The following is a 24,276-nucleotide window of genomic DNA, read 5'->3' as shown; positions in this document are numbered from 1 at the left end:
CGTTCGATGAGAGTCGTGATCGGGGTGGTTTCTGGCGGTGCGGGGTGGAGGTGCCGGTACCGGTGCCTCCGCCCCGTGCCGCCAGGGACCGCATCCGGCGCGGCTATCGCGAACACGGACTTCCGGAACACGACCTAAAAGTCCACTGAGGACACCAGACGGCCGAGCAGCGCCGCCAGGTCCAGCCACCCGCGCCCGGAGACCGAGTGCAGGGTGAACACGGCGAGCCTGCGGCCCCCCGGCTCGACCACCACGGCTTGCAGTTGGCAGCCCGGCTCGCCCGCGGGGATGCGGTCGGCGATCACCACGGGGTGCCCGCGCTCGGTCGCCGACTCGGTCACGTCCTGGATGTCCGGACCGGCCGAGGCCTCCAGGTGCTCGCGCAGCTCCGCGGCCGCGTCCGGGCCGTGCGGCGCGTCGACCACCACGACCAGGGCGACCAGGACGGCGGGGTCGGCGTTGGCGTGCTCCACGAGCGCGACGAGTCCGGCGCCGTTGGCGTGCGCGAGCGCGGCGGCCTCCTCCGCCGACTGCGCCACCCCCGGGTCGTGCGCGGACTCCGGTCCCCTGGCGCGCACCATCAGCGCGGCCAGCTCCTCGGCGGTGCGCTCGGGCGAGGCGAGGGACACCGGGGTCACGCCCGGCACCGCGGCGAGCCTCACCGGCGGGGGTCCTCGAGGACGACGATCGTCTCCCGGCTGGTCTGCGCGGGGACGAGCGCGCCAGCGAACGCCGCCGCCGCGCCGGGGACCCGCTCGCCGCCGCCCCCGCGCGACAGCAGCCGGGCCATCGTCGCGGTCACGCCGGAGACGGCGTCCACAGCGGACGCGATGGCCCGCTCCGGCGCGGGCCGCTCGACGGCGACGACGTCGCGCAGCGCGTCCAGCTCGTCGGCCGCCGCGGTCGCGGCCGCGGTGTGCTCGCGTTCGAGGTCCCTGGCCGCGGCGATGACCCGCGCGAGCTCGTCCTCCAGGCCTGCCAGCGCCGACTCGGCCGCCGCGTGCTCCATCCCCGCCGCGGTCGCCGCCGTCGGGGTCGAGGCCAGGTCGAGGGCGTTGCGCGCGCTGTGCACGTCGTCCTCAGCGGCGGCGAGCCCGCGGCGCAGCGCGGCGGCCCGCGCGTCGAGGTCGTCGGCGCGCCGCCGGTGGTCGGCCACCCTGCCCGCCCAGGCGCTCAGGACCTCGGCGGCCGCGCGCAGCCGGTCGGCGCGCGCCTCGGCGTCGGCGGGCACCCGGTCGAGCGCTGTCCCGAACCGCTCGGCGGCCGGGCCGGACCAGCCCGCGGCGGCCTCCCGCGCCCGGCGCACGGCCGGGTCGACCTGGGTCAGCGCGTCGGCGGCCGTGCCGAACCCGGCCGCGGCCGTCCCGGCGGCGTCCGGGTCGCCGGGCACGGGGTCGAAGCCCAGGCCCCGGTAGCGGGCGGTCACCGCAGGTGGCCGCGGAAGGCCGCGGTGGCCTCCGCCTCGGTCTCGGCGTAGGCCGCGCCCGCTGCCGCGAGGGCCGTCGCCGCGTCGGCCAGGGTGGTGGTCGTCGAGGTCAGGGCGGCGCGGGTGTCCTCGGTGAACGCCGCCAGCGCGCCCGCGAGCCGTGGCGGGCCCGCCAGCGGTGCCAGGGCCGGGTCGACGGTCACCTCGGCGAGGGCGTCGGCGGTGGCGCGAAGCCGGGTGGCCGCGCCGTCGAGGGCCCCGGTGTCGGCGGCGTAGCCGCTCACGCGCCGAAGACCGACGGGTAGGCCGGGGGCAGGTCGTCGAAGAAGTCGTTGGGCTCGGCGTACTTGTTCTCGTGCTCGGTGTCCTCGTCGCCGCGCGCGCCGGCGCCCGCACCCATGCCACCCATCATCCCGGCGCCGCCACGCGCGGCGGCCGACTCAGCGGCCATCGCGCCGGGCACCCCCCGGCCGAGCGCGCCCGCACCCGCCCCCGCTCCGGCGCCCACGCCGCGACCAGCACCAGCCTCAGCCGGTCCGCCCGCACCACCTGCGCCGAACGCGCCAACGCTGGGGCCGCCGGGACCGCGGGAGCCGTCTGCGCCACCAGGACCGAACCCGCCGCCCGCGCCGGGAACGCCCCCGGGGCCGTAGCCGGTGCCACCGGGGCCCTGGGGAGAGCCGGGTCCACCGGGCACGTAGCCGCCGGGAGTGGTGGTGTCGTTGCCGTCCGGGCTCGTCGGCAGGACCGGGGTAGGCAGGACCGGGGACACCGGGACGACGGGGTCGACCGGGACGCGGGGGAGCTGCGTGGGCGGCAGCGGCCGGGGCTTGAACTCGACCGGCGGCCTGGGCGGGGCGGGCTGCTGCTCGGCGAACTGGGGCAGGTTGTCCGAGACGTCCTGGCTCCGGCCGCCGTACTGGCGCATCACCCGGACCGCCTCGGCGGTGGCCTGGTCGCGCTGCTCCACCTTGGGGGCCTGGTCGTCGGTGAGCTGCTTGAGCAGCAGGGCGCCTGCCGGGTCGTTGCCGACCTTGACGTCGTAGCCGGCCATGAAGTGCTTCTCGGCGTAGTAGAACACCGGGTCGGGCATCCGCTGCTGGGCCCAGTGCACGGTGGTGGCGTAGTCGGACATTCCCGCGCCGACCCTGGCCGCTGTGTGCCCGGCCTCGTCGGCCCACTGGGTCAGCCGGGTGTTGGACTCCGCCGCGCGCACGGCCGCCGGGCCGCGCCAGGTCTGCACCAGCGAGGTCATCGCCTTGTTGACCGAGCTGGTGGTCTGGTTGATCTGCTCGGAGAGCCGCTTCCACTGCCAGGCGCGGTCGGCCATCTGCTCCGGCTTGGCCGCCATGACCATGTTGTAGAGGTCGGCGTGGGTGTAGGCCTCCCAGCGGATCTGGCGGAAGTCGTGCGCTTCCTTGTTCTGCTTCCGCAAGCGCCTGCGCCGCTTGGCGTTGTGCCGCTCGGTGTGCGACATGTCGTGCGAGTCGCGCCAGTACTCGCGCTTGCGGTCGGGGTTGTAGCGCATCACGCCTCCTGCGCGGGCAGGTCGAGGTCGCGGAACGCCTGGGCGGCCTGTTCGTCGGTGGCGGTGTAGGTGGCCAGGGTCTGCCGCATCGAGGCCCGGACCTCGTCGATCTCGTCGATGTAGTCCAGCAGCGCGGCGACGACGCCGCCCTGGTCGTCGGCGCGGTTGAGGAAGGACTGGCGCATCGGGCCCGCGACCGGGCCGCTGCCGTCGTCGAGGGGGTCGGACAGGGCCACCGCGTGCCGGAGCTGGCCGACCAGGTCCTCCCGCAGCCTGCCCAGCTCGGCCTCGACCGCGCGCAGCCGCTCGGGGTCGAACTCGACCCCGTCCATGTCCTCGCCCCGGACCTGGTGGTCGCCGCGCACGCCCGGACGCACGTCCTCCTGCCCGAACGCGCCATCGGGACGGCGCACCCGGCGGTCCTCGGCCAGGTTCTCCGCACCCCGCATGGTGCGCACCCGCTGCGACATGTTCCCTCCCGCCGCCGGTGGGGAGTTCCCCCTGGCCCGGCCTCCGTCGGGTAACAGAGTGGCGTGACCGGCTCGCCGGTTCCACCCCTGGGCCCGTCTTTGTGCACAGGTGAGCACATGGCGGGCTCAGGCGGGCAAGCGCGGCGACTGAATACCGCTGGCCGAACAGGGGATCTTGACAGGTTGATGACTTTGAAAATGAACGTCAGCGATCGCAAAGGCAGCGGGCTATGGTCGATCGGTGAGTGATTCGGGGACACAAGCGAACAGAGATCAACAGGAGCCCGACCAGCGCGCGGTGCGCAGAGCCGTCGCCGCGTCCGCGATGGGCAACACAATCGAGTGGTACGACTTCGGGGTCTTCGGGTTCATGCCCGCGATTCTCGGAGCGGTGTTCTTCAACGCCGAGAACCCGACCGACAACGTCCTGGGCACCTTCGCGGTGCTGGCGGTCGCCTTCCTGGCCAGGCCGTTCGGCGGGTTCGTGTTCGGCCCGCTCGGCGACCGGATCGGCAGGCAGAAGGTCCTCGCGACGACGATCATCCTGATGTCGGGGTCGACGTTCGCGATCGGCCTGTTCCCGTCGTTCGCCACGGCGGGGGTGCTCGCGCCGATCCTGGTGGTGCTGGCGCGACTGGTGCAGGGCTTCTCGGCGGGCGGCGAGTACGGCGGGGCGGCGACGTTCATCGCCGAGTACGCGCCCGACCGCAGGCGCGGCTTCCTGGGAAGCTGGCTGGAGTTCGGCACGCTGACCGGCTTCTTCCTCGGCGCCGGGATGGTCACCGCGACCACCGTCATCGTCGGCGACGACGCCATGCAGTCCTGGGGCTGGCGCATCCCGTTCCTGCTCGCCGGGCCGCTGGGCCTGGTCGGGCTCTACCTGCGGACGAAGCTCGAGGACACGCCGCTGTTCCGCGAGGCAGCGGCCAAGAACACGGTGGAGGCCTCGCCGCTCAAGACCGTGCTGCGCACCCAGTGGCGCGGCATCCTGCACCTCATCGGCTACATCGTGCTGCTCAACGTCGCCGACTACGTGATGTTGACCTACATGGAGAGCTACCTGACCAACGCGCTGGGGCTCGAGGGCAGGACCCCGCTGTTCGTCATCATGGGAGTCATCCTGGGGATGATGGTGATCATCACGCCGATCGGCGCCCTGTCGGACAAGATCGGCCGAAAACCCCTGCTCTACGCGTCCTGCGCCGGGTTCATCATCCTGCCGATCCCGGCGTTCCAGCTCATGGACAGCGGCAACTCGGCGCTGCTGACCGCGGGCCTGGCCATCATCGGCGTGCTGCTGGTGTTCCTGCTGGCCACCATCCCGTCGGTGCTGCCCGCGATGTTCCCCACCGAGGTCCGGTACGGGGCGTTCGCGATCGGCTACAACCTGTCCACGGCGCTGTTCGCGGGCACCGCCCCGTACATCGTCACGAAACTGGTGGCCGACACCGGCGACCAACTGATCCCCGCCTACTACCTGATGGGGGCCGCGGTCATCGCCGCCGTGCCGATCTTCCTGCTGCCGGAGACGGCGGGGCGCTCACTGCGCAACGTCACCTCCAGCACGCAGGCCCCGGAGCTCGCGGCGCGCTGAGCACCAAGCCGGCCAGTGCGTCGGCCAGCTCTGAGCAGCGGCGCACGGCGGCTGCGATGTCGGTGATGTTGCCGGCCCCGTTGTCCTCGTCCACGGCCCCAGCATGGGGGCCGTGGACGGGGTCCCGGGCGGTCAGTGCACACCCGGTCAACTGGGGTGCGCGGCCCGCGCGGGTTACCCTCCGGTAATGAGTCGAAGCACGACGCCGTGGCCGCCGGTGGAGACCGAAACCCCGCAACGCCACCCGGACGCCCCAGCCCCCGGCGCCGACCTCCCCTCGCATTACGCGTACTGCTTCGGCTGCGGCGAACGGGTCGAGCAGGGTCTGCACATCCGGACCACCGCCTGCGAGGGCACCACGATCCGCTCCCGCTTCACCGTCACCCGCGCCCACCAGGGCGCCCCCGGCCTGGCCCACGGCGGCCTGCTCGCCTGCGCGTTCGACGAGGCCCTCGGCGCGGCGGTGAGCAACCTGCTGCGCAAGCCCGCGGTGACCGCCAAGCTCGAGACGGAGTTCCTCCGGCCGGTCCCGGTCGGCACGACGCTGTTCATCGACGCCCACCTCGACGGCGTCGCGGGCCGCAAGGTCTACGTCTCCGCCGAGGGCCGCCTCGACGCCGAGGACGGGACCGTGGCCGTGCGGGCGCGCGCGCTGTTCATCCAGGTGCAGCTCACCCACTTCGTGGAGAACGGGCGGCCGGAGGACCTGCGGGCGATCGCCAAGGACCCGACCCTGCTCAACCGCCGGTCGGTCGAGCTGAATCCGTAGTCTTGCGGCATGTTCTTCGCCTTCGTCGGCCTCCTGGTCGTGTTGCTGCACTACTACCTGTGGAAGCGGCTGGTGAAGGACACCACGCGCCCCGGCCGCCTGCGGCTGGTCGGGACCGTCGTCCTGGGCTTCTTCGCGGTGCTGGTGGTGGCGACGCTGTCGCTGTCGCGGGCCGTGGACCCCGGTGTCGCGGCCTGGTTCGCCTGGCCCGGCTACCTCTGGCTGGCCGTGTTCTTCTACCTGCTGGTGCTGCTGCTGGTCCTGGAACTGCCCCGCCTGGCGCTGCGCGGCTGGGTCCGGTCCACTCCGGACCCCAGGAGTGACGAACCCGACACCGAACCCGACACCGAGCCGGCTCCCGCGGTGAACGAGGGCAGGCGCCTGTTCCTGGCCAGGGGCGCCGCGGTCGTCGCGGGCGCGGCGTCGGCGAGCATCGTGGGCGCGGGCGCGGTCTCCGCCCTGGGACCGCCGCAGGTGCGCCGGGTGCCGGTCCCGGTCGGCGGCGACCCGCTGCGCGGCTTCCGGATCGCGGTCGTCTCCGACATCCACCTGGGACCGATCTCCGGCCGCGCGCACACCGAGCGCATCGTCCGCATGATCAACGAGACCGAGCCGGACCTGGTGGCGATGGTCGGCGACCTGGCCGACGGCACCGTGGCCACCCTGGGCGAGGCCGCCGCCCCGCTGCGGGACCTCGTCTCGCGCGAGGGCACATTCTTCGTCACCGGCAACCACGAGTACTACAGCGGCCACGAGCAGTGGATCACCGAACTCGAACGGCTCGGGATGCACTACCTGCGCAACGCCAACACCGCCGTCGCGGGCGGCCGCCTCACGCTCGCGGGCACCACCGACGTGGCGGGCGCGGGTTTCGACGACTCTCCCGACCTCGACCGCGCCCTGGACTCCCGCGCCCCCGACGCCCCGGTCGTCCTGCTGGCCCACCAGCCCGTCCAGGTCGCCGAAGCCGCCCAGCGCGGCGTCGACCTCCAGCTCTCCGGCCACACCCACGGCGGCCAGATGTGGCCCTTCCACTACCTGGTGGGCGCCGCGCAGCCAGCCGTGTCGGGCCTATCGCGGGTGGACGACACGTGGCTGTACGTGACGAACGGGGCCGGGTTCTGGGGCCCACCGGTGCGCGTCGGCGCGCCCCCGGAGATCTCGATCGTCGAACTGGGGTCGCAGCGGTAACCGCGGGCGCCCGCGCGCGTTGTGGATCGGGGCACACCGGTCCACTAGGTTCGGCTGCGTGCTCACCGCTCCCGCGTCACGGCCGGGTAACCGCTCGGGTGCTCCGCGCGTGCCCGGGGCCGGGGTGCGGTTGACTTCCCGACCATGGGCCAGCCGATGGTGACCACGGCGCCGCCTGCGGGCGACGCCCCCTCCGCGCTGCGCCGGGCGGGCCGGTCGGCGACCACGACGCCGGGCAGGCTGTCGGTCGTCTGGGCCGTGCTGGTCGCGCTCACCGTGGCCGCGGGGCTGGTCTCCGCGCTGACCGCGCAGACCAAGCAGGACACCCTCGGCGACCTCGTCGAGCAGCGCGAGCCGCTGGCCGCCGCAGCCCAGCAGGTCTTCCGGTCGCTGTCGGACGCCGACGCGGTCGCGGCCAGCGCGTTCCTGTCCGGTGGCGTCGAGCCCGCCGCGCTGCGCGAGCGCTACGAACTCGACATCGCCCAGGCCGGGGCCGCGATCGGCGACGCGGCGGCCAACCTGGGCTCGGACCCGGTCGCCGCCGGGCACGTGAGCACCCTGTCGCGCCAGCTCCCGGTCTACACCGGACTGGTGGCGACCGCGCGGGCCAACAACCGGCAGGGCTACCCGGCGGGCGCGGCCTACCTGCGCGAGGCGTCCGGGCTGATGCGGTCGAAGATCCTGCCCGCCGCCGAGGCCCTCTACTCCGGCGACTACGACCAGCTCAAGGCCGCGCAGGCCGACGCCCGCTCGTTCCCCTGGGCGCCCGCCGCGCTGGCGCTGCTGCTGCTGATCGCCCTCATCGGGGCGCAGGTGTACCTGACCCGCAAGACGAACCGGCTGCTCAACGTCGGTCTGGCGGTGGCGACGGCCGCGGTGCTGGTCGGGGTCGTCTGGGCCTCGGCGGTGCTGTTCCTGGCGGCCGGGAAGGTCGCCGACGGCGAGCGCACCGGCTCCGCGCAGGCCGACGTGCTCGTGCACGCCCGGATCAACGCGCTCAAGGGCCGCGCCGACGAGACGCTGACCCTGGTCGCGCGCGGCGACGGTCCCGGCTACGAGGCCGAGTGGGGACAACTGGTCGACACCCTCACCGGGGACGGCCCGGCCAACCTGCTGCGCCAGGCCCGGGACATGGCGGGCACCGACCCGATCACCGCGGCGATGGCCGACGCCGACGCCTGGCGGGCCGCCCACCAGCGCATCCGCGAGCTCGACGACTCCGGACAGTACGAGAACGCGGTCCTCGCCGCCATCGGCTCCGACCCGCGCAGCGCCGCGACGGCGTTCGGCGAGCTCGACAGCTCGCTGGACTCGGCGATCCGGGCGGCGCGCACCGAGTTCGCCACGGCGACCTCCGGGGCGGGGGCGCTGACCACCGGTCTGCCGCTCGGGCTGGGGGCGCTGGCGGTCGTCGCGGCGGCCGGGATCTCGACCGGCATCCGCGAACGCCTTCGCGAGTACCGGTGAACGTGGGCATCATGGGGGTGACCACGCGGAGGGGAGGGGTGCCGGTGCGGCGAGCTGGGGTCTTGGCGGTGCTGCTGGCGTGCGCGCTCGGGGCGACGGCGTGCACGGGCCGGACCGCGCCGGTGGACCGGGCGGCGGTCAGCTCCGTCGACCGCCCCGCACCGGTCGGCGTCGTCGCCGACCCGCCCACGAGCAGCGGCGACGCCGCTCCGGTCCCGCCGTGCGACCCGCGGGCCAGCCTGCGCCCCGGCCCGCTGCCCAAGCCGGGCGCGATGCCCGAGGGCAGCACCATGCGCGCCATCCAGGACCGCGGCAGGCTCATCGCGGGCGTCGACCAGAACACCTTCCTGTTCGGCTTCCGCGACCCGACCACCAACAAGCTCTCCGGCTTCGACATCGACCGGGTCTACGAGATCGCCGCCGCGCTGTTCGGCGACGCGGACCGCGTCCAGTTCAAGGTCATCACCTCCGCGGAGCGCATCGACGCCCTCAAGCGCGGCGACGTGGACGTGGTGGTCCGCACCATGACCGCGACCTGCGCGCGCTGGGCCGAGATCAACTTCTCCGCCATCTACTACACCGCGGGCCAGCGGGTGCTGGTCGAGAAGGAGTCCCCGATCGCCTCCGCCGACCAGCTCGGCGGCCAGACCGTCTGCGCCGCCAAGGGCTCCACGTCGCTGAACAAGCTGCGCGAGCTGACCGCCAAACCCCGGCTGCTGGCCGTCGACAACTGGTCGGACTGCCTGGTGCTGCTGCAGCAGGGCCAGGTCTCGGCCGTGTCGACCGATGACACGATCCTGGCGGGCATGGTCGCCCAGGACCCCAACGTCAAGCTGGTGGGCCCCCGCTTCACCGAGGAGCCCTACGGCATCGGCATCCCCAAGCAGAACGAGGACATGGTCCGCTTCGTCAACGGCGTCCTGGCCCAGTCGATCGCAGCGGGCTCCTGGACGGCCAGCTACGACCTCTGGCTCCGCGCCAAGATCGGCGAGGCGTCCCCACCGCCCGCCACCTACCGGGACTGACCGGCCATGACCCCACCCCACGGCGACCCCCAGGACCCCCGCGGCGCGCGCCCCACCGCCAAGCACCCCACCCAGCCCCCGAACGCCCCCGGCAGGCGCCCGAACCAGCCCGACAGCGGCGGCCACCACCCGGGCAACACCCGGCAGGGCGGCCAACAACCCGGCCGCCAACACCCCGCACCCCCGCAGCAGCGACCGGCAGAGCAGAGCGCCCCGGGAATGCGCCCGGTCAACCCCGTGGAGTCCACCGGACCGCAATCCCGCCCCGGCCAGCCCCCTCGGCAGGGACCGCCGCAGCAGGGACGGGGGCAGCACGGCGCGCGCAACCCCGCCGAGCCCCCCCGCCCCGCGCCCCCGAACCCCGGGCCGAGGCAGCAGCCGCCCCAGCACCAGGCGCCCGGACAGCGCCCGGCCCAGCCGACCACCCAGCTCCCAGCAGGCCACTCGCCGCAGCACCAGCCCCGGGGGCACGACCGGCAGCCCCAGGGGCAGCACCCGCAGGGACAGCAGCACCAGAGCCACCAAGGCCACCTGCCCACAGGCCACCAACCGCACGGCCGCCAGGGTGTCCCACCCCAAGGCCAGGCTCGCCCGCCCCAGGGCGGCCAACCCCAGAACCGCGCGCCCCAGGGGCAGCAGCGCCAGCCCCTCCCCCGGCCCGCCCACATCCCCCAGGACGACTTCCGCGGCCACGACCAGCCCACCAGCGTCCTGGAGATCCCCACCCTCACCCAGAGCATCGAGCCACCCCCCGACGCCCCCGCCGAAGAAGAACCCGCGGGCGGCTCACAGCCCAGCACCGGCTCCGGGGCGTTCCCCGGCACCGGCAGGCGCACGGCCTCGCGCACGTCGGGGCGGGGGCGCCTCGGGGCCGGGTTGGTCGACGTGCCGGTGGTGCCGCCGAAGGACCCGGCCAGTGCGGTGCTCGACGACCCGGTGGTCGCGGAGAACAAGCGGTTCTGCGCGTCCTGCGGGGCCGAGGTGGCGCGCGGGGGCGGACCGGCGGAGGGGACCTGCGGCACCTGCGGGCAGGAGTACAACTTCCGGCCCCGGCTGTTCCGCGGGGACCTCGTGGGCGGGCAGTACGAGGTGCTCGGGAGCATCGCCTACGGCGGGCTGGGGTGGATCTACCTGGCCAAGGACCACAACGTCAGCGCCCGGTGGGTGGTGCTCAAGGGGCTGATCGACACCGGGGACGCCACGTCGATGGCCAGCGTGGTGGCCGAGCGGCGGTTCCTGGCCGAGGTCGAGCACCCGAACGTCGTCAAGATCTACAACTTCGTGCAGCACCCGGACCGCAAGACCGGGGCGCCGGTCGGCTACATCGTCATGGAGTACGTCGGGGGGCAGTCGCTGCGGCAGTTGGCGCTGGAGCACCACCGGGAGACCGGGCGGGCCGAGCCGCTGCCGATCGGGCAGGTGATCGCCTACGGGTTGGAGATCCTGCCCGCGATCGGGTACCTGCACAGCATCGACATGCTCTACTGCGACCTCAAGCCGGACAACGTGATCCAGACCGGGGAGCAGCTCAAGCTCATCGACCTGGGCGCGGTGCGCAAGACCGACGACTACGAGAGCCCGCTGTTCTTCACCGCCGGGTACGCCGCGCCGGAGCTGGCGACCGAGGGCGCGACCATCGCCTCCGACATCTACACGGTGGGCCGGACGCTGGCGGTGCTGTCGATCGAGTTCGCCGGGTACACCACGCGCTACCGGCACTCGCTGCCCGCGCCGGACAGCGAGCCGCTGTTCGCGCTGTTCGGCTCGTACTACCGGGTGCTCAAGCGAGCGACGCACACCGACCCGTTGCGGCGCTTCACCTCCGCGGGCGAGATGGCCGACCAGCTCACCGGCGTGCTGCGCGAGGTGATGGCGCTGGGCACCGGCAGGCCGCGCCCCGGTCTGTCCACTGTGTTCAGCGTGGACACCCGCTCGTTCGGCGCGAACGTGCCCGCGACCGGACCGCTGACGCTGCCCCCGCCGGACCCGGCGGAGGTGGCGAGCATCCTGTCGGCCCCGCTGGTCGACACCGACGACCACGCCGCGGCCGTGCTGGCCAGCATCACCGCCAGCGAGCCAGCCGAACTGGTCGCCGCGCTGCACAACGCCCCCCAGGACTCCATCGAGGTCCGGCTGCGGCTGGTGAAGGCCCGCATCGAGCAGGGCGACCTGCGCGCGGCAGGCTCGGAACTGGAGGCCGCCCGCCGCCTGTCCACCGACCCGGCCGAGTGGCGACCGGACTGGTTCCAAGGCCTGTTGTCCCTGGTCGGCGGCAACACCAGGGCCGCGCGCGAGGCCTTCGACCGGGTGTACGACGCCGTCCCGGGCGAACTCGCCCCGAAGCTGGCGCTGGCGGTCAGCCACGAGCTGTCCAACGACCACTTCGTCGCGGCGAGGTTCTACGAGCTGGTGTGGCGCACCGACCACTCACTGGTCAGCGCCGCCTTCGGCCTCGCCCGGGTCTACCTGGCCCAGGGCGCGCGAACGGGCGCGATCGAGGTGCTCGACCAGGTCCCGGACACCTCCAACCACCACATCGCGGCCCAGATCGCCGCCATCAAGATCAAGGTCCACGCAGGCGACCCCGCCACCCAGCCCCAGGTCACCGAGTCCGACCTGCACGACGCCGCCAAGCGCGTGGAGACCCTCCCCCTCGACGCCGAACGCCGCTCCCGCCTGGCCGCGGACGTGCTGGAGGCCGCGCACGCCTGGGTGCTGGCGGGCAAACCCGGCGCGGACCCCGCCCGCCCCAACCGCCCCCTGCTGTCCTGCGCCCTCAACGAACGCGACCTGCGGTTCGGCCTGGAACGCTGCTACCGGGGGCTCGCCCGCCTCGCGGCCACCGCTGAGCAGCGGCATGACCTGGTGGACAAGGCCAACTCCATCCGTCCCCGCACTGTCACCTGAACACGCCGGTCCAGATCCCTCGATCGAGTTGGCGGACCACCCGTTTGCCCCTTAACGGCAGGGGCGGGTGCCACGACGAACAGGGCACACAGATCCGGGGAGTGACGCATGGGGCAATTGGCCGAGATCATCGAGCAGACGCGGCAGGCGGCGGCCCGCCAGGTGCGCGCGGACCTGCGGGAGCGGCTGGCCGGTCAGCCGCACGACTGGCTCGTCGACCAGTTGGTCGATCTCCTCGTGGCCGAACTCGGTCTCGACACCGGTGCGAGCGCGACGGTGGTGGACGTGCACCGGGTGCGTGCGATGCGGCTCGACGGGCAACGGCTGACCGAGGTCGTCGACCGCCTGTCCGCGGTCGACCGCGATCACCTGGTCGCAGCGGGAGCGCTGGTCGACCCACCAGCGAAGGGCGGTCCGCTGATCGACCCTGCCCGACGCGGCGCGGCGGCCGAGGAGCTGCTGTGCGAGGCCAAGGATCTGTTGCACGCGCTGCTTTTCGGCGGCCCGGACGACGGGGTGGTGTTGGAGCGCACAGCCCGGGAGTTGCTCACGCTGACCGTGCCGGTCGCCAAGCTCGGGGTGTTCGCCTTCCTCGGGGCCGCGGCGACGGAGATCGGCGCGAAGGGCACGTGGCGTGATCCAGGGGGCGCCGCGCACGACAGTGGCGCCGCGAACACGCTGGTGCAGGTCGAGTACGGCGAGACCGCGGACGAGGGCGTGGGTCGCGGGATCATCGCCGCGCTCAAGGTGGTCAACGAGCTCGAGGTGAACGAGCAGATCCTCTACGCGCGCATGAGCGAGGTGGAGGAAAGCACCCTCATCTGAGAGCAGTCGGGGCTAGGGATGGCGGGGCGTATACCGGGCCGCCACCATGGGGACATGGTCCAGCGCATCGCGGCGGTAGTGATCGCCTTCGTGTTGGTGGTGCTCAGCGCGGGGCCGGTGTACCGGCTGGTGCGGGTTCTCGGCGTCTGCGACGGGAGCGCGGGCGTCTGTGGGCAGGTGGTGCCGGAGGCCGTGGTCGTGCTGGTCGCCTACGCGGTCGCTGATCTGCTGCTGGTGGTGGGCGCGGTGCTGTTGCTGCGCCGGGAGCCGCGGGGGGCGCGGTTCGCCACCGGGGGTGCGGTGATCACGGTGCTGGTGCACCTGGCGTCGTTCCTGAGCACGTGGTTGCCGGTGGTGGGCGGCGATCGGGTCGCGGCCGTGGCGGCGGTGGTGCTCGGGGTCGTGGCCGTGGTGTTGACGATCTACTGACGTTCGGCGGCTCGGGTGATGGCGGCCTCGACGGAGGCGACGCGGTCGGCCAGGAGGCCCACCGCTCCGACGGCGCGGACCATGGGGTCGTCCTCGGCGCCGCCGAGGGCTTGGGAGCGCTGGTAGGCCTGTTTGACCTCGGTCCAGCGGGCGGCCGACTCGGGGGTGAGGCGGCCGCGCAGCTCGGCGAGCTTGAGCAGGTTGGCCTCGGCGCCGCTGGTGAGGGTTTGGGCCTCGCCGCGGTAGTGGTCGTCGATGAGCGCTTCGAGTTCCTCGGCGTTCATCACCGGGACGATGCGCTCGGCCAGCTTGTTCATGTTGCGGTAGGAGCCCTGCAGGCCGAACGGGGGCTCGGTGCGGGCGGCGTCGGACTGGGCGGCGGAGGCGATGTAGGCCTTGTTGTTGGCCAGGATCACCTCCTGCACCCGGAGCAGCTTCTGCAGCACGGACACGATGCGCTCGACCTCCACCGTGGAGTACGGGTGCGAGAGCTGGTCCGAGCGCACCGAGTCGTCGCCGCGGGCCAGCCGGACGAACAGCTCGACGTCGCCGCGGTCGCGTGTGGACAGCGGGGCCAGCACGGGGTTCGAGGTGAGGGCGTTCTCCACGTAGCTCAGGGCGAACAGCTCCTCCCGGCCGGACAGGACGTCGCCGAGGTTCCACACGTCGGCGCGGTTGGCCAGCATGTCCGGGACGCGAAAGCGCTGGCCGGTGGAGGTGTAGGGGTTGCCGGACATCACGACGGCGAAGCGCTTGCCGCGCAGGTCGTAGGTGCGGGTCCGGCCCTCCCACACGCCCTCCATGCGGCGCTGGGCGTCGCAGAGGGAGATGAACTTCTGCAGCAGCTCCGGGTTGGTGTGCTGGATGTCGTCGAGGTAGAGCATCGCGTTGTTGCCCAGCTCCAACGCGAAGTTGATCTTTTCGATCTCCTGCCGGGCGGTCGCGTCGGGGGCGTCGGCCGGGTCGATGGAGGTCACGGCGTGGCCCAGGGCGGGGCCGTTGACCTTGACGAACACCAGGCCGAGCCGGTTGGCGACGTACTCCATGAGCGTGGTCTTGCCGTAGCCGGGCGGGGAGATGAGCAGCAGCAGGCCCATCTGGTCGGTGCGCTTGGCGTCCCCGGCCGCGCCGAGCTGCTTGGCCAGGTTGTCCCCGATCAGCGGCAGGTAGACCTCGTCGAGCAGGCGGTTGCGGACGAACGCGGTCATCACCTTCGGCGCGAACTCGTCCAGCCGCAGCCGCCGCTTCTCCGCCGCGACCAGCTCGTTGCGGGTGCGCAGGTACGCGCGGAAGGCGGGGGCCCGGTGGGCGCGGAACGCGTCGGTGCGGGCCAGGAACTCGTCCAGCCGCAGGTCCAGCTTGCGGTCGACCACCCGGGGGTGGGCGCCGAGCAGGCCCTCGACGGTCGCGGTCAGCGCGGCCGACGACACCTGCCGCACGACCGCGTCGCCGACCAGCTCCATGGCCACCGCCTCGGCCAGATCCTCTGACGACGCGCCCGAGGCCGCCGCGAACGCCTCGTACCAGGCCGACACCAGCTCGAACCGCGCCCCCAGCTCGCCGTCCCCCAGCGCGGCCAGGTCCTCGGCGAAGCGCCGCGCGGACTCCTGCCCGAGCGACGACCGGAACTTGTCCACAACGGACACAGCGGTGGCGCCGACGACGAACTCCGGCCCGGAGGCCAGCTCCTCGACCAGGTACCGCCCGGCCAGCTCCGCGTCGACCGCGGGCAGCCCCCGGGCAGCGAGGAAGTCCCCGATCTCCGCGCCGAGCACCGCGCACATCCGCACCAGGGCGGGCACCTCGCCGAACGCGGCCCGCGCCCGCACCAGCGACGACGCGCGCACGGTCCAGTGCGCCCACGTGTCCTTGTCGGCCCCGAACACCCGGTAGAGCTGCGCGGCGGCGCGCTCGGCGGGCGGGAAGCGCAGCAGCCCGGCGCCCGTGCGCAGGCGCAGCAGGGCGGTGAGGATCAGCGCCGCGTCGTGGTCGTGCACACCGCGCTCGTAGGCCTCGTCGTAGCGCTCCTCGGCGACGCGCTTGACGTGCCCGGCCAGGTCGGCGTGCAGCTCGCCGTGGTCGACCGCGGCCAGCACGGTGGCGGCCAGGTGCTCGGCCCGGTAGACCTCGGCGGTCTCCGAGACGACGGTCTGCGACCAGAACTCGGCCGTCGCCAGGAACTCCGGCGAGGACACCGGGCAGCGGTAGTCGGTGCCGGTCACCGCGAACGCCATGCCGCCGCCGTGCGGCACGACGGTCAGGTCCAGCGGCTGGGTGTTGACGGCGAACGAGTGCCGCCCGAAGCTCAGCGTGTCGCCGCCGTCGGTGAACAGGTCGAGCCGGTCGCGCAGCGCCCGCCCGGCCTCCTGCCGCGCCGCCTTGACCCGGCCCTCGACTTCCTCGGCCCGCACCTGGTCGCCGAGTGAGCGCAGGTCGTCGGCCACCGAGCGCAGCTTGGCCACCATCGGGTCGGCGGCGAAGTAGGTGTTGACCTCTTCCAGCGACCCCAGCGACGCCACCCGGCGGCGCACGCCGCGCAGCACCCGCTCGGCGGACTCGACGAGCCGGTCGGCGCGGCGGGCCCGCTCGTCGAGCAGCGCCTGCTTGCGCGAGGAGAACGCCTCGTAGATGTCGGTGCGCTTGTCGGTGAGCTGGGCGAGGAAGTCGTCGAAGTCGGCGAACCGCGACTCCAGCGTCTCGCAGGCCAGCATGAGCCGACCAAGCTGCTCGTCGCAGCGGTCGGGGGTGTCGGCGGCGGTCAGCGCGCCGGTGACCGACTGGCCCAGCAGCGCGAACTCGGCGGCGAACGCGGCCCGGCCCTCGGTGGCCAGCAGCTCCTTGCGGCGCGCGGCCATCCCGGCGCGGGCCCGGTTGAGGCGGGCGAGGACCTCGCCGACGCGTTCGAGGATGCCGGTGCGGGCGGTGGCGTCGGCGATGTCGAGCGTGCCGACGACCTCGGTCAGCGTCTCCAGGCCCTCGGCCTGCTCGGTCAGCTTCTCCCCGATCGGCCCGGCCTCGACGACCGCCCGGATGCCGTCCGCCTCGGCGGCCAGCGCCTCGACCTGGGCGTGGTAGCCGGTGAACGCCTCCGGCCCGGAGAGGTAGGAGACGGCCCGCTGCCCGGCCGAGCCCAGCTCGTCGGTCAGCCGGGCGGCCAGCGCGTCGACCCCGTCGAGGTCGATGTAGCGGGTGTCGCGCAGCCCGACGACCCGGCCCTGGGCGCGGCGCAGGTCGGCCAGCAGCCGCACCCACCCGTCCGCCCCCTTGGGTGCCTCGCCGCGCGCGACGCGCACCAGCCCGGCGACGGCCTCGGTCTCGGCGGCCAGCACGTCGGCTGCCTGGGTGGTCAGCGCCTGCACCGACTCGTACTCGTCGAGCACCTGCTCGGCGGTCGCGCGGACCTCGGCCAGCGGCGTGCGCAGGTCGTGCAGGCCCGGGTCGCCGAGCCAGTGGTAGTTGTCGAAGGCGCGCCCGCAGGTGGCGATCAGCGCCTCGAACACGGCCGTCGACGGGCTCATCTCGCCGACCATCTGGGCCACGGACAGGCAGTCGGAGATGCCGCGCACCAGGTCGGCGTTGCCCACCCGGTCCAGCGGGCCGTCGCCGACGGGCTGGGCCGCGGCGTAGGTGTCGGACAGGTACGGGGTCTGCCACACCTGCATCGGGTGCACGCGGGTCGGCTCGTCGCTGGTCGCGCGGAACACCACGAGGGTGCCGTCGGCGAACAGGGAGTACCCGTGGCAGACGATCGGGGTCGCGACCTTCTTGCGGATCACGTTGTAGGGCAGCAGGAGCGTGCGGCCCTCCTCGCGCGCGTGGAACGCGTAGAGGACGTCCTCGCCGTTGGGGGAGCGGATGACGCGCTCGTACTCCAGGCTCGCGACGTCGGTGTCGAAGGTCTTGTGCACGCCGGTGGCCAGGTAGTAGCCGCCGGGGAAGATGATCCCCTGGTCCTCGGGCAGGCGCCTGCACGCCTGCCCGATCCCGTCGAGACGCACCACACCGCGGGTGCGGGTGTCGAAGACCAGGTGCCGCCACTCGGTCTCGTTGTACGGGCGGACCCGGATCAGGATGAGCGAGCCGACCGCGGCGTAGTGCACGGCGGCGTCGGCGAGGCTCTGGAGCTTCTCGGCGACCGGCTCGGAGTAGACGCCCTGGCCGGTCTCGGTGTTGTTCTCGACCTTGACGGTGAGGTCGCCGTTCACCGTCTCGACGAAGACCTGGTCCAGGATCGAGATGTGCGGGAAGCGGCCGAGCACGTGGTCGTCGCGGGTGGTCTCGACCCACTCGAAGTCGTGCGACGCCGGGAAGACGTGGTCGCGCTCGCCCCGGCTGTCCTGGTACTCGACGGTCCCGTCGACGGCCACCTTCCACCGCAGCACCTTGGTGTCCTCGGTGCGCGGCCCGGTCTGGAAGACCGCCAGCAGCTTGCCCTCGACGTGGCGCAGTTGCAGCAGCCGCGTCTCCCGGTAGTACCGGTACAGCTCGGTGAAGTCGCGCCGGAAGCGCTCGTCGCACAGCAGGCCGGGCACGTCCTGGGCCGACCCGGCGTCGAACCGGAACGCGTCGCCGTCGCGGGTGAACCGGTGCAGGGAGAGCACGTCGTCGACCGAGGTCTCCGGCTTGAGCCCGATGAAGACGTTGTAGCCGAACAACATCAGCCCGCCGACGGAGATGATGTCCCTCGGCACGCAGTTGTTCTCGGTCCTGATCCGCTCGTTGCCGATCAGCCGCAGGTCGGCGCCGCCGAACACCGACAACCGCTCGGTGTTCAGCGACTCCGCGCGCCGGGCCAGCTCCGCGGCCTGCTCGCCCAGCCGGGCGCGCAGGACCTCGTAGGTGCCCGCGTCCAGACCTGGCGCCGCGGTCGCCTCGGCAGTGCTCGTCACTTGACGGCCGTCAACGCGGCGACGGACTGGTCTGCGACCCCCAGCCTGCGGGCGTGGGTGAGCAGCTCCTTGAGCTTCCCGGCGTCCGGGCCGTTCGAGTCGATCATGCGCAGCAGCACCGCGGACACGGTCAGGTTCTTCACGTCGTCGGTGCTGAACGAGCCGAGGATGCCGCGCAGGTCGTCGGTGAAGCTGGCGTCGCCGTTGAGGTAGGGCCGGGCCAGGGTCTGGGCGATGTCGGAGTGGTCGAAGAACCCGTCGACGCTCTTGCCGAAGCCGACCGCGCCGACCACCCGGTCGAAGAACATCGTGTCGCCGCCGACGATGTCGATGTCGGCCTTCTCCAGCCCGGTCGCGAGCACCATGGCCTGCTGCTCGGCGACCTCGCGCTGGGCGTTGATCCCGGCGATCCGGATCTCCTTCTCCGTCTCGACCCGCAGGCGGTACTCCTCGTGGTCGCGGGTGGCGGCGTCCATCTCCGCCATCGCGCCCGCCTTGTCCGACAGGCCCTCGGCCTCGCCCTTGAGCTTGAGCTTGATCGAGTCGGCCTCGACCACGGCCTTCTCCCGGGCCACGACGGCCTCCGCGCGGCCGACCTTCTCGATGGCGGCGGCGTCGCGCTCGCGCACCTGCACGTCGGCCAGGCCCTGGGCGGCGGCCTCGGCCTGGGCGCCCTCGGCCAGCCGGATCTTGGCCCGGGTGTCGAGCTCGGCGGCCTGCTGGCGGGCCTCGGCCAGGGTCAGCTCCTCGCGCGCCCGGTGCTTGGCCGCGACCTCGGCCGCCTCGGCGGCCTTGATGTCCTTGACCAGGTTCTCCTGCGCCTCGGCCTCGGCGGCGATGATCACCGACTGGCGCTTGCGCTCGGCCTCCTCGACCGCCCGCAGCTTCTTGATCGCCTCTTCCTGCTCGGCGACGGTCTTGTCCACCGCGACGCGCTCGCGCACGACCTCGGCGACGGCGCGCTTCTCCCCCTCGACCTCCTTGTCCTTGGAGATCCGGGACAGCTCGGTCTCGCGCTCGCGGGAGATGACCTCGAGCTGGCGGTCCTTCTCGATGCGCTCGGTCTCGATCGCGATGACCCGCTCGCGGTTCTTCGCCGCGACGGCGATCTCACGCTGCTGGTTCTCGGTCTGGATGCCGAGGGACTCCTCGGTGCGCAGGTGCGCGGCGTTGGCCTTGAGCCGCTCCTCGGCCTGCACCTTCTGCGTCTCGGCCTCCTCGCGGGCCCGCAGCGTGTCGATCTCGCGCTGCTGCTTGATCTCCGCGTCGGCCTGGCGCCGCTCCAGCTCGAGGATCGCCTCCTTGGCGTCGACGTTCTGGCGGGTGATCTCCTTCTCCTCGGTGCGCTGGAACTCGTTGGTCCGCACGTGCTCGATCGCCGTCAGCTCGGTGATCTTGCGGATGCCCTGCGCGTCGAGGATGTTGGCCGCGTCGAGCTGCGCCAGCGGGGTCTGCTCCAGGTAGTCGATCGCGGCGTCCTCGAGGCTGTAGCCGTTGAGGTCGGTGCCGATGACGTTGATGATCCGGTCGCGGAACTCGTGGCGCTTGGTGTAGAGGTCGACGAAGTCCAGGTGCTTGCCGACGGTCTTGAGCGCCTCGGAGAACTTGGCGTTGAACAGCACCTGCAGCGTCTGCTCGTCGCTGGCCCGGTCGGTGCCGATGGCCTGGGCGACCTTGATGACGTCCTCGATGGTCTTGTTGACCCGCACGAAGAACGTGATCCGGATGTCGGCGCGGATGTTGTCCTGGCAGATCAGGCCCTCGCGCCCGGCGCGGTGGATCTCGATCGTCTTGACCGAGATGTCCATCGTCTCCGCCTTGTGCAGCACCGGGAGCACCACGGCGCCGGTGAAGGTGACGTCGACCTTCTTCACCTTGGAGATGATCAGCGCCTTGCCCTGCTCCACCTTGCGGAACATCCGGGCGATGGTGAAGGCGATGATGACCAGGATCAGCAGGACCACGGCCAGCAGCACGCCGAGGCCGGTCGAGATCACGTCCATGGTGGCTCCCTGTGCATTCAGGACTTGAGGAAGTCGAGGTCGACCGGGACGATCCAGAAGAACTCGCCGTCGGCGTCGTAGTCGTGGATGACGGCCGTGCTGCCGGGGCCAAGCGGGTCCGCCCCCGCCTGCCGGACCTGCACGATCGCGGTCGACCCGTCCTCGGCGGCCACCTCGGCCTGGCCGAAGTGCTGGTCGACCCGGCCGGTGCGCACGACGCACACCCGGCCGACGAAGTCGTTTCGGGTGGGGACCCGCTCGTCGTGGAAGAACCCGCGCAGCGGCACGACGAGGACGCGGGTGAGCAGCGCCGCCAGCAGCACCGCCGCGATCAGGACCCCGAAGGACAGCGCGGCGGAGGCCACCGCGGGTAGGCCGCTGCCGGACAGCAGCACCGTCCCGACCAGGCAGCCGAACCAGGAGAAGACGATCAGCAGGCTCAGCGCCACGCTGATCGGGACCCCGCCGAGCCCCGCGCCGGAGAGCGTCTGCTCGCCCGCGCCGTCGAGGGCATCCACATCGGACACGCCGAACGCGACGAGGAGCCAGTAGACGACCACGATCGCGAGCATGAAGGTGAACAGGGCGGTCGGGAAACTCAGCGCGGCGACGACGAACTCCCGCATGCCGATCCCTCGCTCTCCACCTGGTGAGGCGAAACATACAAGGCCGCGAAAGCCCCTGTTCGCGTTTTGGTCAAACCCGGCCACCCGCAGTCATCACCCGTCCGTGACGGGCGTGCCGCGCGACATCCGCCCGCCGGCCCGCCAGGTTCGGAGATCAGGCACCCGATCCCGGCGAGGAGGGAGACCGATGCGGCTGGACCAGACCGGGCCGACGGCGCTGACCGGTGTCGCCGCCCTGGGCAGGCTGCTGCTGGACCAGCGCGCGGCCGACGCCGCGCGGGGCTGGCGCACCGCGGGCCTGGTGTCGGGGTACCGGGGCGCGCCGCTGGGCGGGCTGGACCTGCTGCTGCAGCACGAGGCGGCGCTGTTCGCCAAGCACGGGATCGAGTTCGTGCCCGGCGTCAACGAGGAGCTGGGCGCCACCGTCGTCTACGGCTCGCAACTGGCCCCGCAGCTCCCCGGCGCGCGCCACGAGGGGGTGTTCGGCCTCTGGTACGGCCGGGCCCCCGGCCTCGACCGGTCCTCGGACGCGGTCAAGCACGGGACGTGGATGGGCACCGCCGAGCGCGGCGGCGTGCTGGCCGTGGTGGGCGACGACCCGGCGAGCAGGTCCTCGTCGCTGCCCTCGGCCTCGGCGATGGCGCTGGCCGAGTCCTACCTGCCGGTGCTCGCCCCCGCCGATGTCGCCGACGTGCTGCGGCTGGGCCGGATCGGCATTGAGATGTCCCGGTTCACCGGCTCGTGGACGGGCTTCACCGTGGTCACCGACGTGGCCGACGCCTGCGAGCGGGTCGAGCTGGGCGCCCCGGTGCGGGTCGCCGTCCCGGAGTTCGGCTGGGAGGGCGGCCCCTGGGCGCCGACGCGGCACCCCGGGGTCGACGCCCCGCTGGCGCGGGCCATGGAGCGGGAGGTGCTGGCGGGCAGGCTGGCGGCGGCGGAGGCGTTCGCGGCGGCCAACGGGGTCGATGAGGTCATCGGCAGCGGGACCCGGTTGGGGATCATCGCCGCCGGGCACGACTACACGTGCCTGCGCGAGGCGCTCGACGGGCTGGGGCTGACCGGGCCGGAGCTGGACCGGCGCGGGGTGCGGCTGCTCAAGCTGGGCATGGTGCACCCGCTGGACCGGGTCGGCCTGGCCGCGTTCGCCTCCGGCCTGGCCGAGGTGGTCGTCGTCGAGGCCAAGCGGCCGTTCGTGGAGGCGCAGGTCAAGGAGGTCCTCTACAACCTGGCCGAGCGCCCGCGGGTGTGGGGCAAGCAGGGTCCGGCGGGCCCGCTGGTCCCGGTCGACGGGGTGCTCGACGCCGACCGGCTGCGCGAGTGCCTCGGCCCGCTGCTGGCCGACCGGGTGGGCGCGTCGTACTCGCCGCCCGCCCGGCAGCCGCGGGTGGAGCTGCCGTCCCCCCGCCCCGCACCGTCCCCGTTCACCGACTCCGGCTTCACGCAGCTCGGCGGCGAGGGCGCGCCCTGGGTCGGCGCGGCCCCGTTCACCGACACCCCGCACCTGTTCCAGAACATGGGCGACGGCGCGTTCTCCCGCTCCGGCCAGCTCGCCGTCCGCCAGGCCGTCGCCGCCAGGACCACGGTGACCTTCACGTTCGCGCACACCCCCGCGGGCAACGCCGTCGACCCGGCCGCCACCACCCGCCTGCTGCACGCCGAGGGCGTCGCCCGCACCGTCGTGGTCACCGACGACCCCGGGCGGTACCCGCGCGGGGTCGCCTGGGCGCCGGGCGTGCGAGTCCGCGGCCGGGTCGACCTGAACGCCGTCCAGCGCGAGCTGCGCGCCGTGCCCGGCGTGACGGTGCTGATCCTCGACCAGCACCGCGCCTGCGACTGCGCGACCGGGTCCACCTCCCCGCACTCCTGCCCGTCGTCCGTCCAGGCCCCGCCAACCACGCGCGCCGTCGAGCAGGTCGAGATCGGCCCCCTCCCGGAGCCCGTCCGCCCCGCCCGCGCCAACATCGTCATGGTCGGCACCGGCGTCGTCACCGCCAACCACGTCCTGACCACCGCCGCCGTCCTCGACGGCCTGCCGGTCCGCGCCCTGGACCAGACCGCCGTCTCCCACCAGCGAGTGGCCACCGGCCGCACCGGCCAGGTCCCCGCGGGCCTCGCCGACGCCTACCTCGTCCTGGACACCCCCACCGCCGCCACCGAGCCGGCGTTGTCCCGCTGCTCGACCCGCACCTCAGCCGTGATCTCCACCCCCGACCCCGCGGCGACCCTGATCACCTCCCGCGTGGCCAGTTGCCTGACCTTCGACGCCCCAGCCCTGGCCACCCGCATCCTGGACGACCCCGCCGCCACCCCCTTCCTGGTCCTCGGAGCCGCCTACCAAGAAGGCCTCCTCCCCCAATCGGCGGAGGCCATCGAGTCAGCCATCACCCACAACGGCGTGGCGGTGGACACCACCCTCCTGGCCTTCCGAGCAGGCCGCCGCAAGGCCCTCGACCCCACCTGGCCCCCACCGGCCGGGGTCGACGCCCCAGAGCAATCCCCCGCCACAGCGTCCTTCCCCACCACCCTCCGCGCAGTGGTCGACCCGCTCTACCAGGACCTGGCCGCCTTCCAGAGCCGCCGCTACGCCCAGCGCTACCTGACCCTGGTGGCCGAGGTCGCCGCCACCGACACCGAGGTCGCCTCAGCGGTGGCCGTCGCCCTGCACAAACTGATGGCCCACAAGGACGAGTACGAACTGGCCCGCCTCCACCTGACAGCGGACCACCCCCGCGGAACCACCTACCGCCTACACCCACCCACCCTCCGCGCCCTGGGCCTGGGCCCCCTGACCCTCCGCCACACCGCCCGCCCCCTGTTCACCCTCCTCCGCACCCTCCGCTTCCTCCGCCAAACCCCCCTCGACCCCTTCGCCCACACCCGCCTCCGCCGCCTGGAACGCCAAGTCCTGCGCGAGTACACCGCCCTGGTCCCCCGCCTGGCGACCCTCCCAGCCTCCCGCGCCCTGCCCCTGGCAGCCCTACCGAACGACATCTGCGACTACGGCCCCCTCAAGCACGAAGCCATCGCCTGCTACCGGACCCGACAGGCCCAACTGGTCGCCGAACTGGACCCCCCTTCGCTGCCGGTCGGCTGAAACCCACACGCCATCCCCGCTACACTCGAGGCC

The 24,276-nt window shown here is 73.1% G+C and carries 17 protein-coding genes; 9 read left to right on the top strand and 8 right to left on the bottom strand.

Annotated features, from left to right (window positions below):
• Positions 1-134 precede the first annotated feature (134 nt).
• Genes GCL84_RS04100 through GCL84_RS04080 form a run of 5 tightly spaced genes read right to left on the bottom strand, consistent with a single transcriptional unit; the run spans position 135 to position 3,424 of the window.
• Positions 135-662 carry a hypothetical protein gene (locus GCL84_RS04100; RefSeq protein ID WP_156753987.1) on the bottom strand — a complete coding sequence of 176 codons (528 nt, stop codon included), beginning with the start codon at positions 660-662 and terminating at the stop codon, positions 135-137.
• On the bottom strand, positions 659-1,426 hold the full coding sequence (locus GCL84_RS04095) for a hypothetical protein (protein ID WP_156753986.1): 768 nt from the start codon (positions 1,424-1,426) through the stop codon (positions 659-661). Before GCL84_RS04095 ends, GCL84_RS04100 begins: the two co-directional genes overlap by 4 nt.
• Positions 1,423-1,710 (bottom strand): hypothetical protein, encoded by a 288-nt coding sequence (locus GCL84_RS04090; RefSeq protein WP_156753985.1) that lies wholly within the window; start codon positions 1,708-1,710, stop codon positions 1,423-1,425. Before GCL84_RS04090 ends, GCL84_RS04095 begins: the two co-directional genes overlap by 4 nt.
• Positions 1,707-2,954 (bottom strand): PPE domain-containing protein, encoded by a 1,248-nt coding sequence (locus tag GCL84_RS30540; protein ID WP_156753984.1) that lies wholly within the window; start codon positions 2,952-2,954, stop codon positions 1,707-1,709. The genes GCL84_RS04090 and GCL84_RS30540 overlap by 4 nt, the downstream gene beginning before the upstream one ends.
• Entirely contained in the window at positions 2,954-3,424 is a 471-nt protein-coding gene (locus GCL84_RS04080; RefSeq protein ID WP_156753983.1) for a hypothetical protein, read from the bottom strand. The genes GCL84_RS30540 and GCL84_RS04080 overlap by 1 nt, the downstream gene beginning before the upstream one ends.
• A 325-nt stretch (positions 3,425-3,749) precedes the next feature.
• Between GCL84_RS04080 and GCL84_RS04075 the strand changes: the two genes are divergently transcribed.
• The 8 genes from GCL84_RS04075 to GCL84_RS04040 all read left to right on the top strand — a co-directional run bounded on the left by GCL84_RS04075 (position 3,750) and on the right by GCL84_RS04040 (position 13,631).
• Positions 3,750-5,018, top strand: a complete 1,269-nt coding sequence (locus tag GCL84_RS04075) for an MFS transporter (RefSeq protein ID WP_197523010.1) — start codon at positions 3,750-3,752, stop codon at positions 5,016-5,018.
• Positions 5,019-5,205: 187 nt separating this feature from the next.
• Positions 5,206-5,787 (top strand): PaaI family thioesterase, encoded by a 582-nt coding sequence (locus GCL84_RS04070; protein ID WP_156753981.1) that lies wholly within the window; start codon positions 5,206-5,208, stop codon positions 5,785-5,787.
• 9 nt (positions 5,788-5,796) lie between these two features.
• On the top strand, positions 5,797-6,978 hold the full coding sequence (locus GCL84_RS04065) for a metallophosphoesterase (protein ID WP_156753980.1): 1,182 nt from the start codon (positions 5,797-5,799) through the stop codon (positions 6,976-6,978).
• 144 nt (positions 6,979-7,122) lie between these two features.
• Entirely contained in the window at positions 7,123-8,445 is a 1,323-nt protein-coding gene (locus GCL84_RS04060) for a hypothetical protein (RefSeq protein ID WP_156753979.1), read from the top strand.
• A gap of 44 nt (positions 8,446-8,489) precedes the next feature.
• On the top strand, positions 8,490-9,470 hold the full coding sequence (locus tag GCL84_RS04055; RefSeq protein ID WP_235925983.1) for a glutamate ABC transporter substrate-binding protein: 981 nt from the start codon (positions 8,490-8,492) through the stop codon (positions 9,468-9,470).
• 6 nt (positions 9,471-9,476) lie between these two features.
• The gene (locus tag GCL84_RS04050; RefSeq protein ID WP_235925982.1) at positions 9,477-12,377 is read left to right on the top strand and encodes a serine/threonine-protein kinase; all 2,901 of its coding nucleotides are present in this window, start codon (positions 9,477-9,479) and stop codon (positions 12,375-12,377) included.
• A 108-nt stretch (positions 12,378-12,485) separates the two neighbouring features.
• Positions 12,486-13,202 carry a hypothetical protein gene (locus tag GCL84_RS04045; RefSeq protein ID WP_156753977.1) on the top strand — a complete coding sequence of 239 codons (717 nt, stop codon included), beginning with the start codon at positions 12,486-12,488 and terminating at the stop codon, positions 13,200-13,202.
• A gap of 54 nt (positions 13,203-13,256) precedes the next feature.
• Positions 13,257-13,631 (top strand): hypothetical protein, encoded by a 375-nt coding sequence (locus GCL84_RS04040; RefSeq protein WP_156753976.1) that lies wholly within the window; start codon positions 13,257-13,259, stop codon positions 13,629-13,631.
• Here GCL84_RS04040 and GCL84_RS04035 read toward each other — a convergent pair.
• The 3 genes from GCL84_RS04035 to GCL84_RS04025 are packed head-to-tail and all read right to left on the bottom strand — an operon-like array spanning position 13,625 to position 21,149.
• Positions 13,625-18,520, bottom strand: a complete 4,896-nt coding sequence (locus GCL84_RS04035) for a DNA repair ATPase (protein WP_156753975.1) — start codon at positions 18,518-18,520, stop codon at positions 13,625-13,627. The genes GCL84_RS04040 and GCL84_RS04035 overlap by 7 nt on opposite strands.
• A complete protein-coding gene (locus GCL84_RS04030) occupies positions 18,517-20,523 on the bottom strand; it encodes a flotillin family protein (protein ID WP_156753974.1) in 2,007 nt (668 codons plus the stop codon). Before GCL84_RS04030 ends, GCL84_RS04035 begins: the two co-directional genes overlap by 4 nt.
• Before the next feature lie 17 nt (positions 20,524-20,540).
• A complete protein-coding gene (locus GCL84_RS04025) occupies positions 20,541-21,149 on the bottom strand; it encodes a hypothetical protein (protein WP_156753973.1) in 609 nt (202 codons plus the stop codon).
• Positions 21,150-21,336: 187 nt separating this feature from the next.
• Here GCL84_RS04025 and GCL84_RS30535 point away from each other — a divergent pair, with 187 nt between their 5' ends.
• Positions 21,337-24,243: a DUF6537 domain-containing protein gene (locus GCL84_RS30535; RefSeq protein WP_156753972.1), complete on the top strand. Its 2,907-nt coding sequence runs from the start codon at positions 21,337-21,339 to the stop codon at positions 24,241-24,243.
• Positions 24,244-24,276: the final 33 nt, after the last annotated feature.

The organism is Actinokineospora pegani (assembly GCF_009745975.1).
Classification (GTDB): Bacteria; Actinomycetota; Actinomycetes; order Mycobacteriales; family Pseudonocardiaceae; genus Actinokineospora; species Actinokineospora pegani.
Note: the sequence above shows the minus strand (reverse complement) of the source record. Positions and strands in the feature narration are given on the sequence as shown.

Excerpts from the sequence above, each read along its gene's own strand:
- GCL84_RS30540 (WP_156753984.1), bottom strand. The coding sequence starts at position 2,954 with ATGCGCTACAACCCCGACCGCAAGCGCGAGTACTGGCGCGACTCGCAC.
- GCL84_RS04065 (WP_156753980.1), top strand. The coding sequence starts at position 5,797 with ATGTTCTTCGCCTTCGTCGGCCTCCTGGTCGTGTTGCTGCACTACTAC.
- GCL84_RS04050 (WP_235925982.1), top strand. The coding sequence starts at position 9,477 with ATGACCCCACCCCACGGCGACCCCCAGGACCCCCGCGGCGCGCGCCCC.
- GCL84_RS04030 (WP_156753974.1), bottom strand. The coding sequence starts at position 20,523 with ATGGACGTGATCTCGACCGGCCTCGGCGTGCTGCTGGCCGTGGTCCTG.
- GCL84_RS04070 (WP_156753981.1), top strand. The coding sequence starts at position 5,206 with ATGAGTCGAAGCACGACGCCGTGGCCGCCGGTGGAGACCGAAACCCCG.
- GCL84_RS04025 (WP_156753973.1), bottom strand. The coding sequence starts at position 21,149 with ATGCGGGAGTTCGTCGTCGCCGCGCTGAGTTTCCCGACCGCCCTGTTC.
- GCL84_RS04080 (WP_156753983.1), bottom strand. The coding sequence starts at position 3,424 with ATGTCGCAGCGGGTGCGCACCATGCGGGGTGCGGAGAACCTGGCCGAG.
- GCL84_RS30535 (WP_156753972.1), top strand. The coding sequence starts at position 21,337 with ATGCGGCTGGACCAGACCGGGCCGACGGCGCTGACCGGTGTCGCCGCC.
- GCL84_RS04045 (WP_156753977.1), top strand. The coding sequence starts at position 12,486 with ATGGGGCAATTGGCCGAGATCATCGAGCAGACGCGGCAGGCGGCGGCC.
- GCL84_RS04060 (WP_156753979.1), top strand. The coding sequence starts at position 7,123 with ATGGGCCAGCCGATGGTGACCACGGCGCCGCCTGCGGGCGACGCCCCC.
- GCL84_RS04040 (WP_156753976.1), top strand. The coding sequence starts at position 13,257 with ATGGTCCAGCGCATCGCGGCGGTAGTGATCGCCTTCGTGTTGGTGGTG.
- GCL84_RS04075 (WP_197523010.1), top strand. The coding sequence starts at position 3,750 with ATGGGCAACACAATCGAGTGGTACGACTTCGGGGTCTTCGGGTTCATG.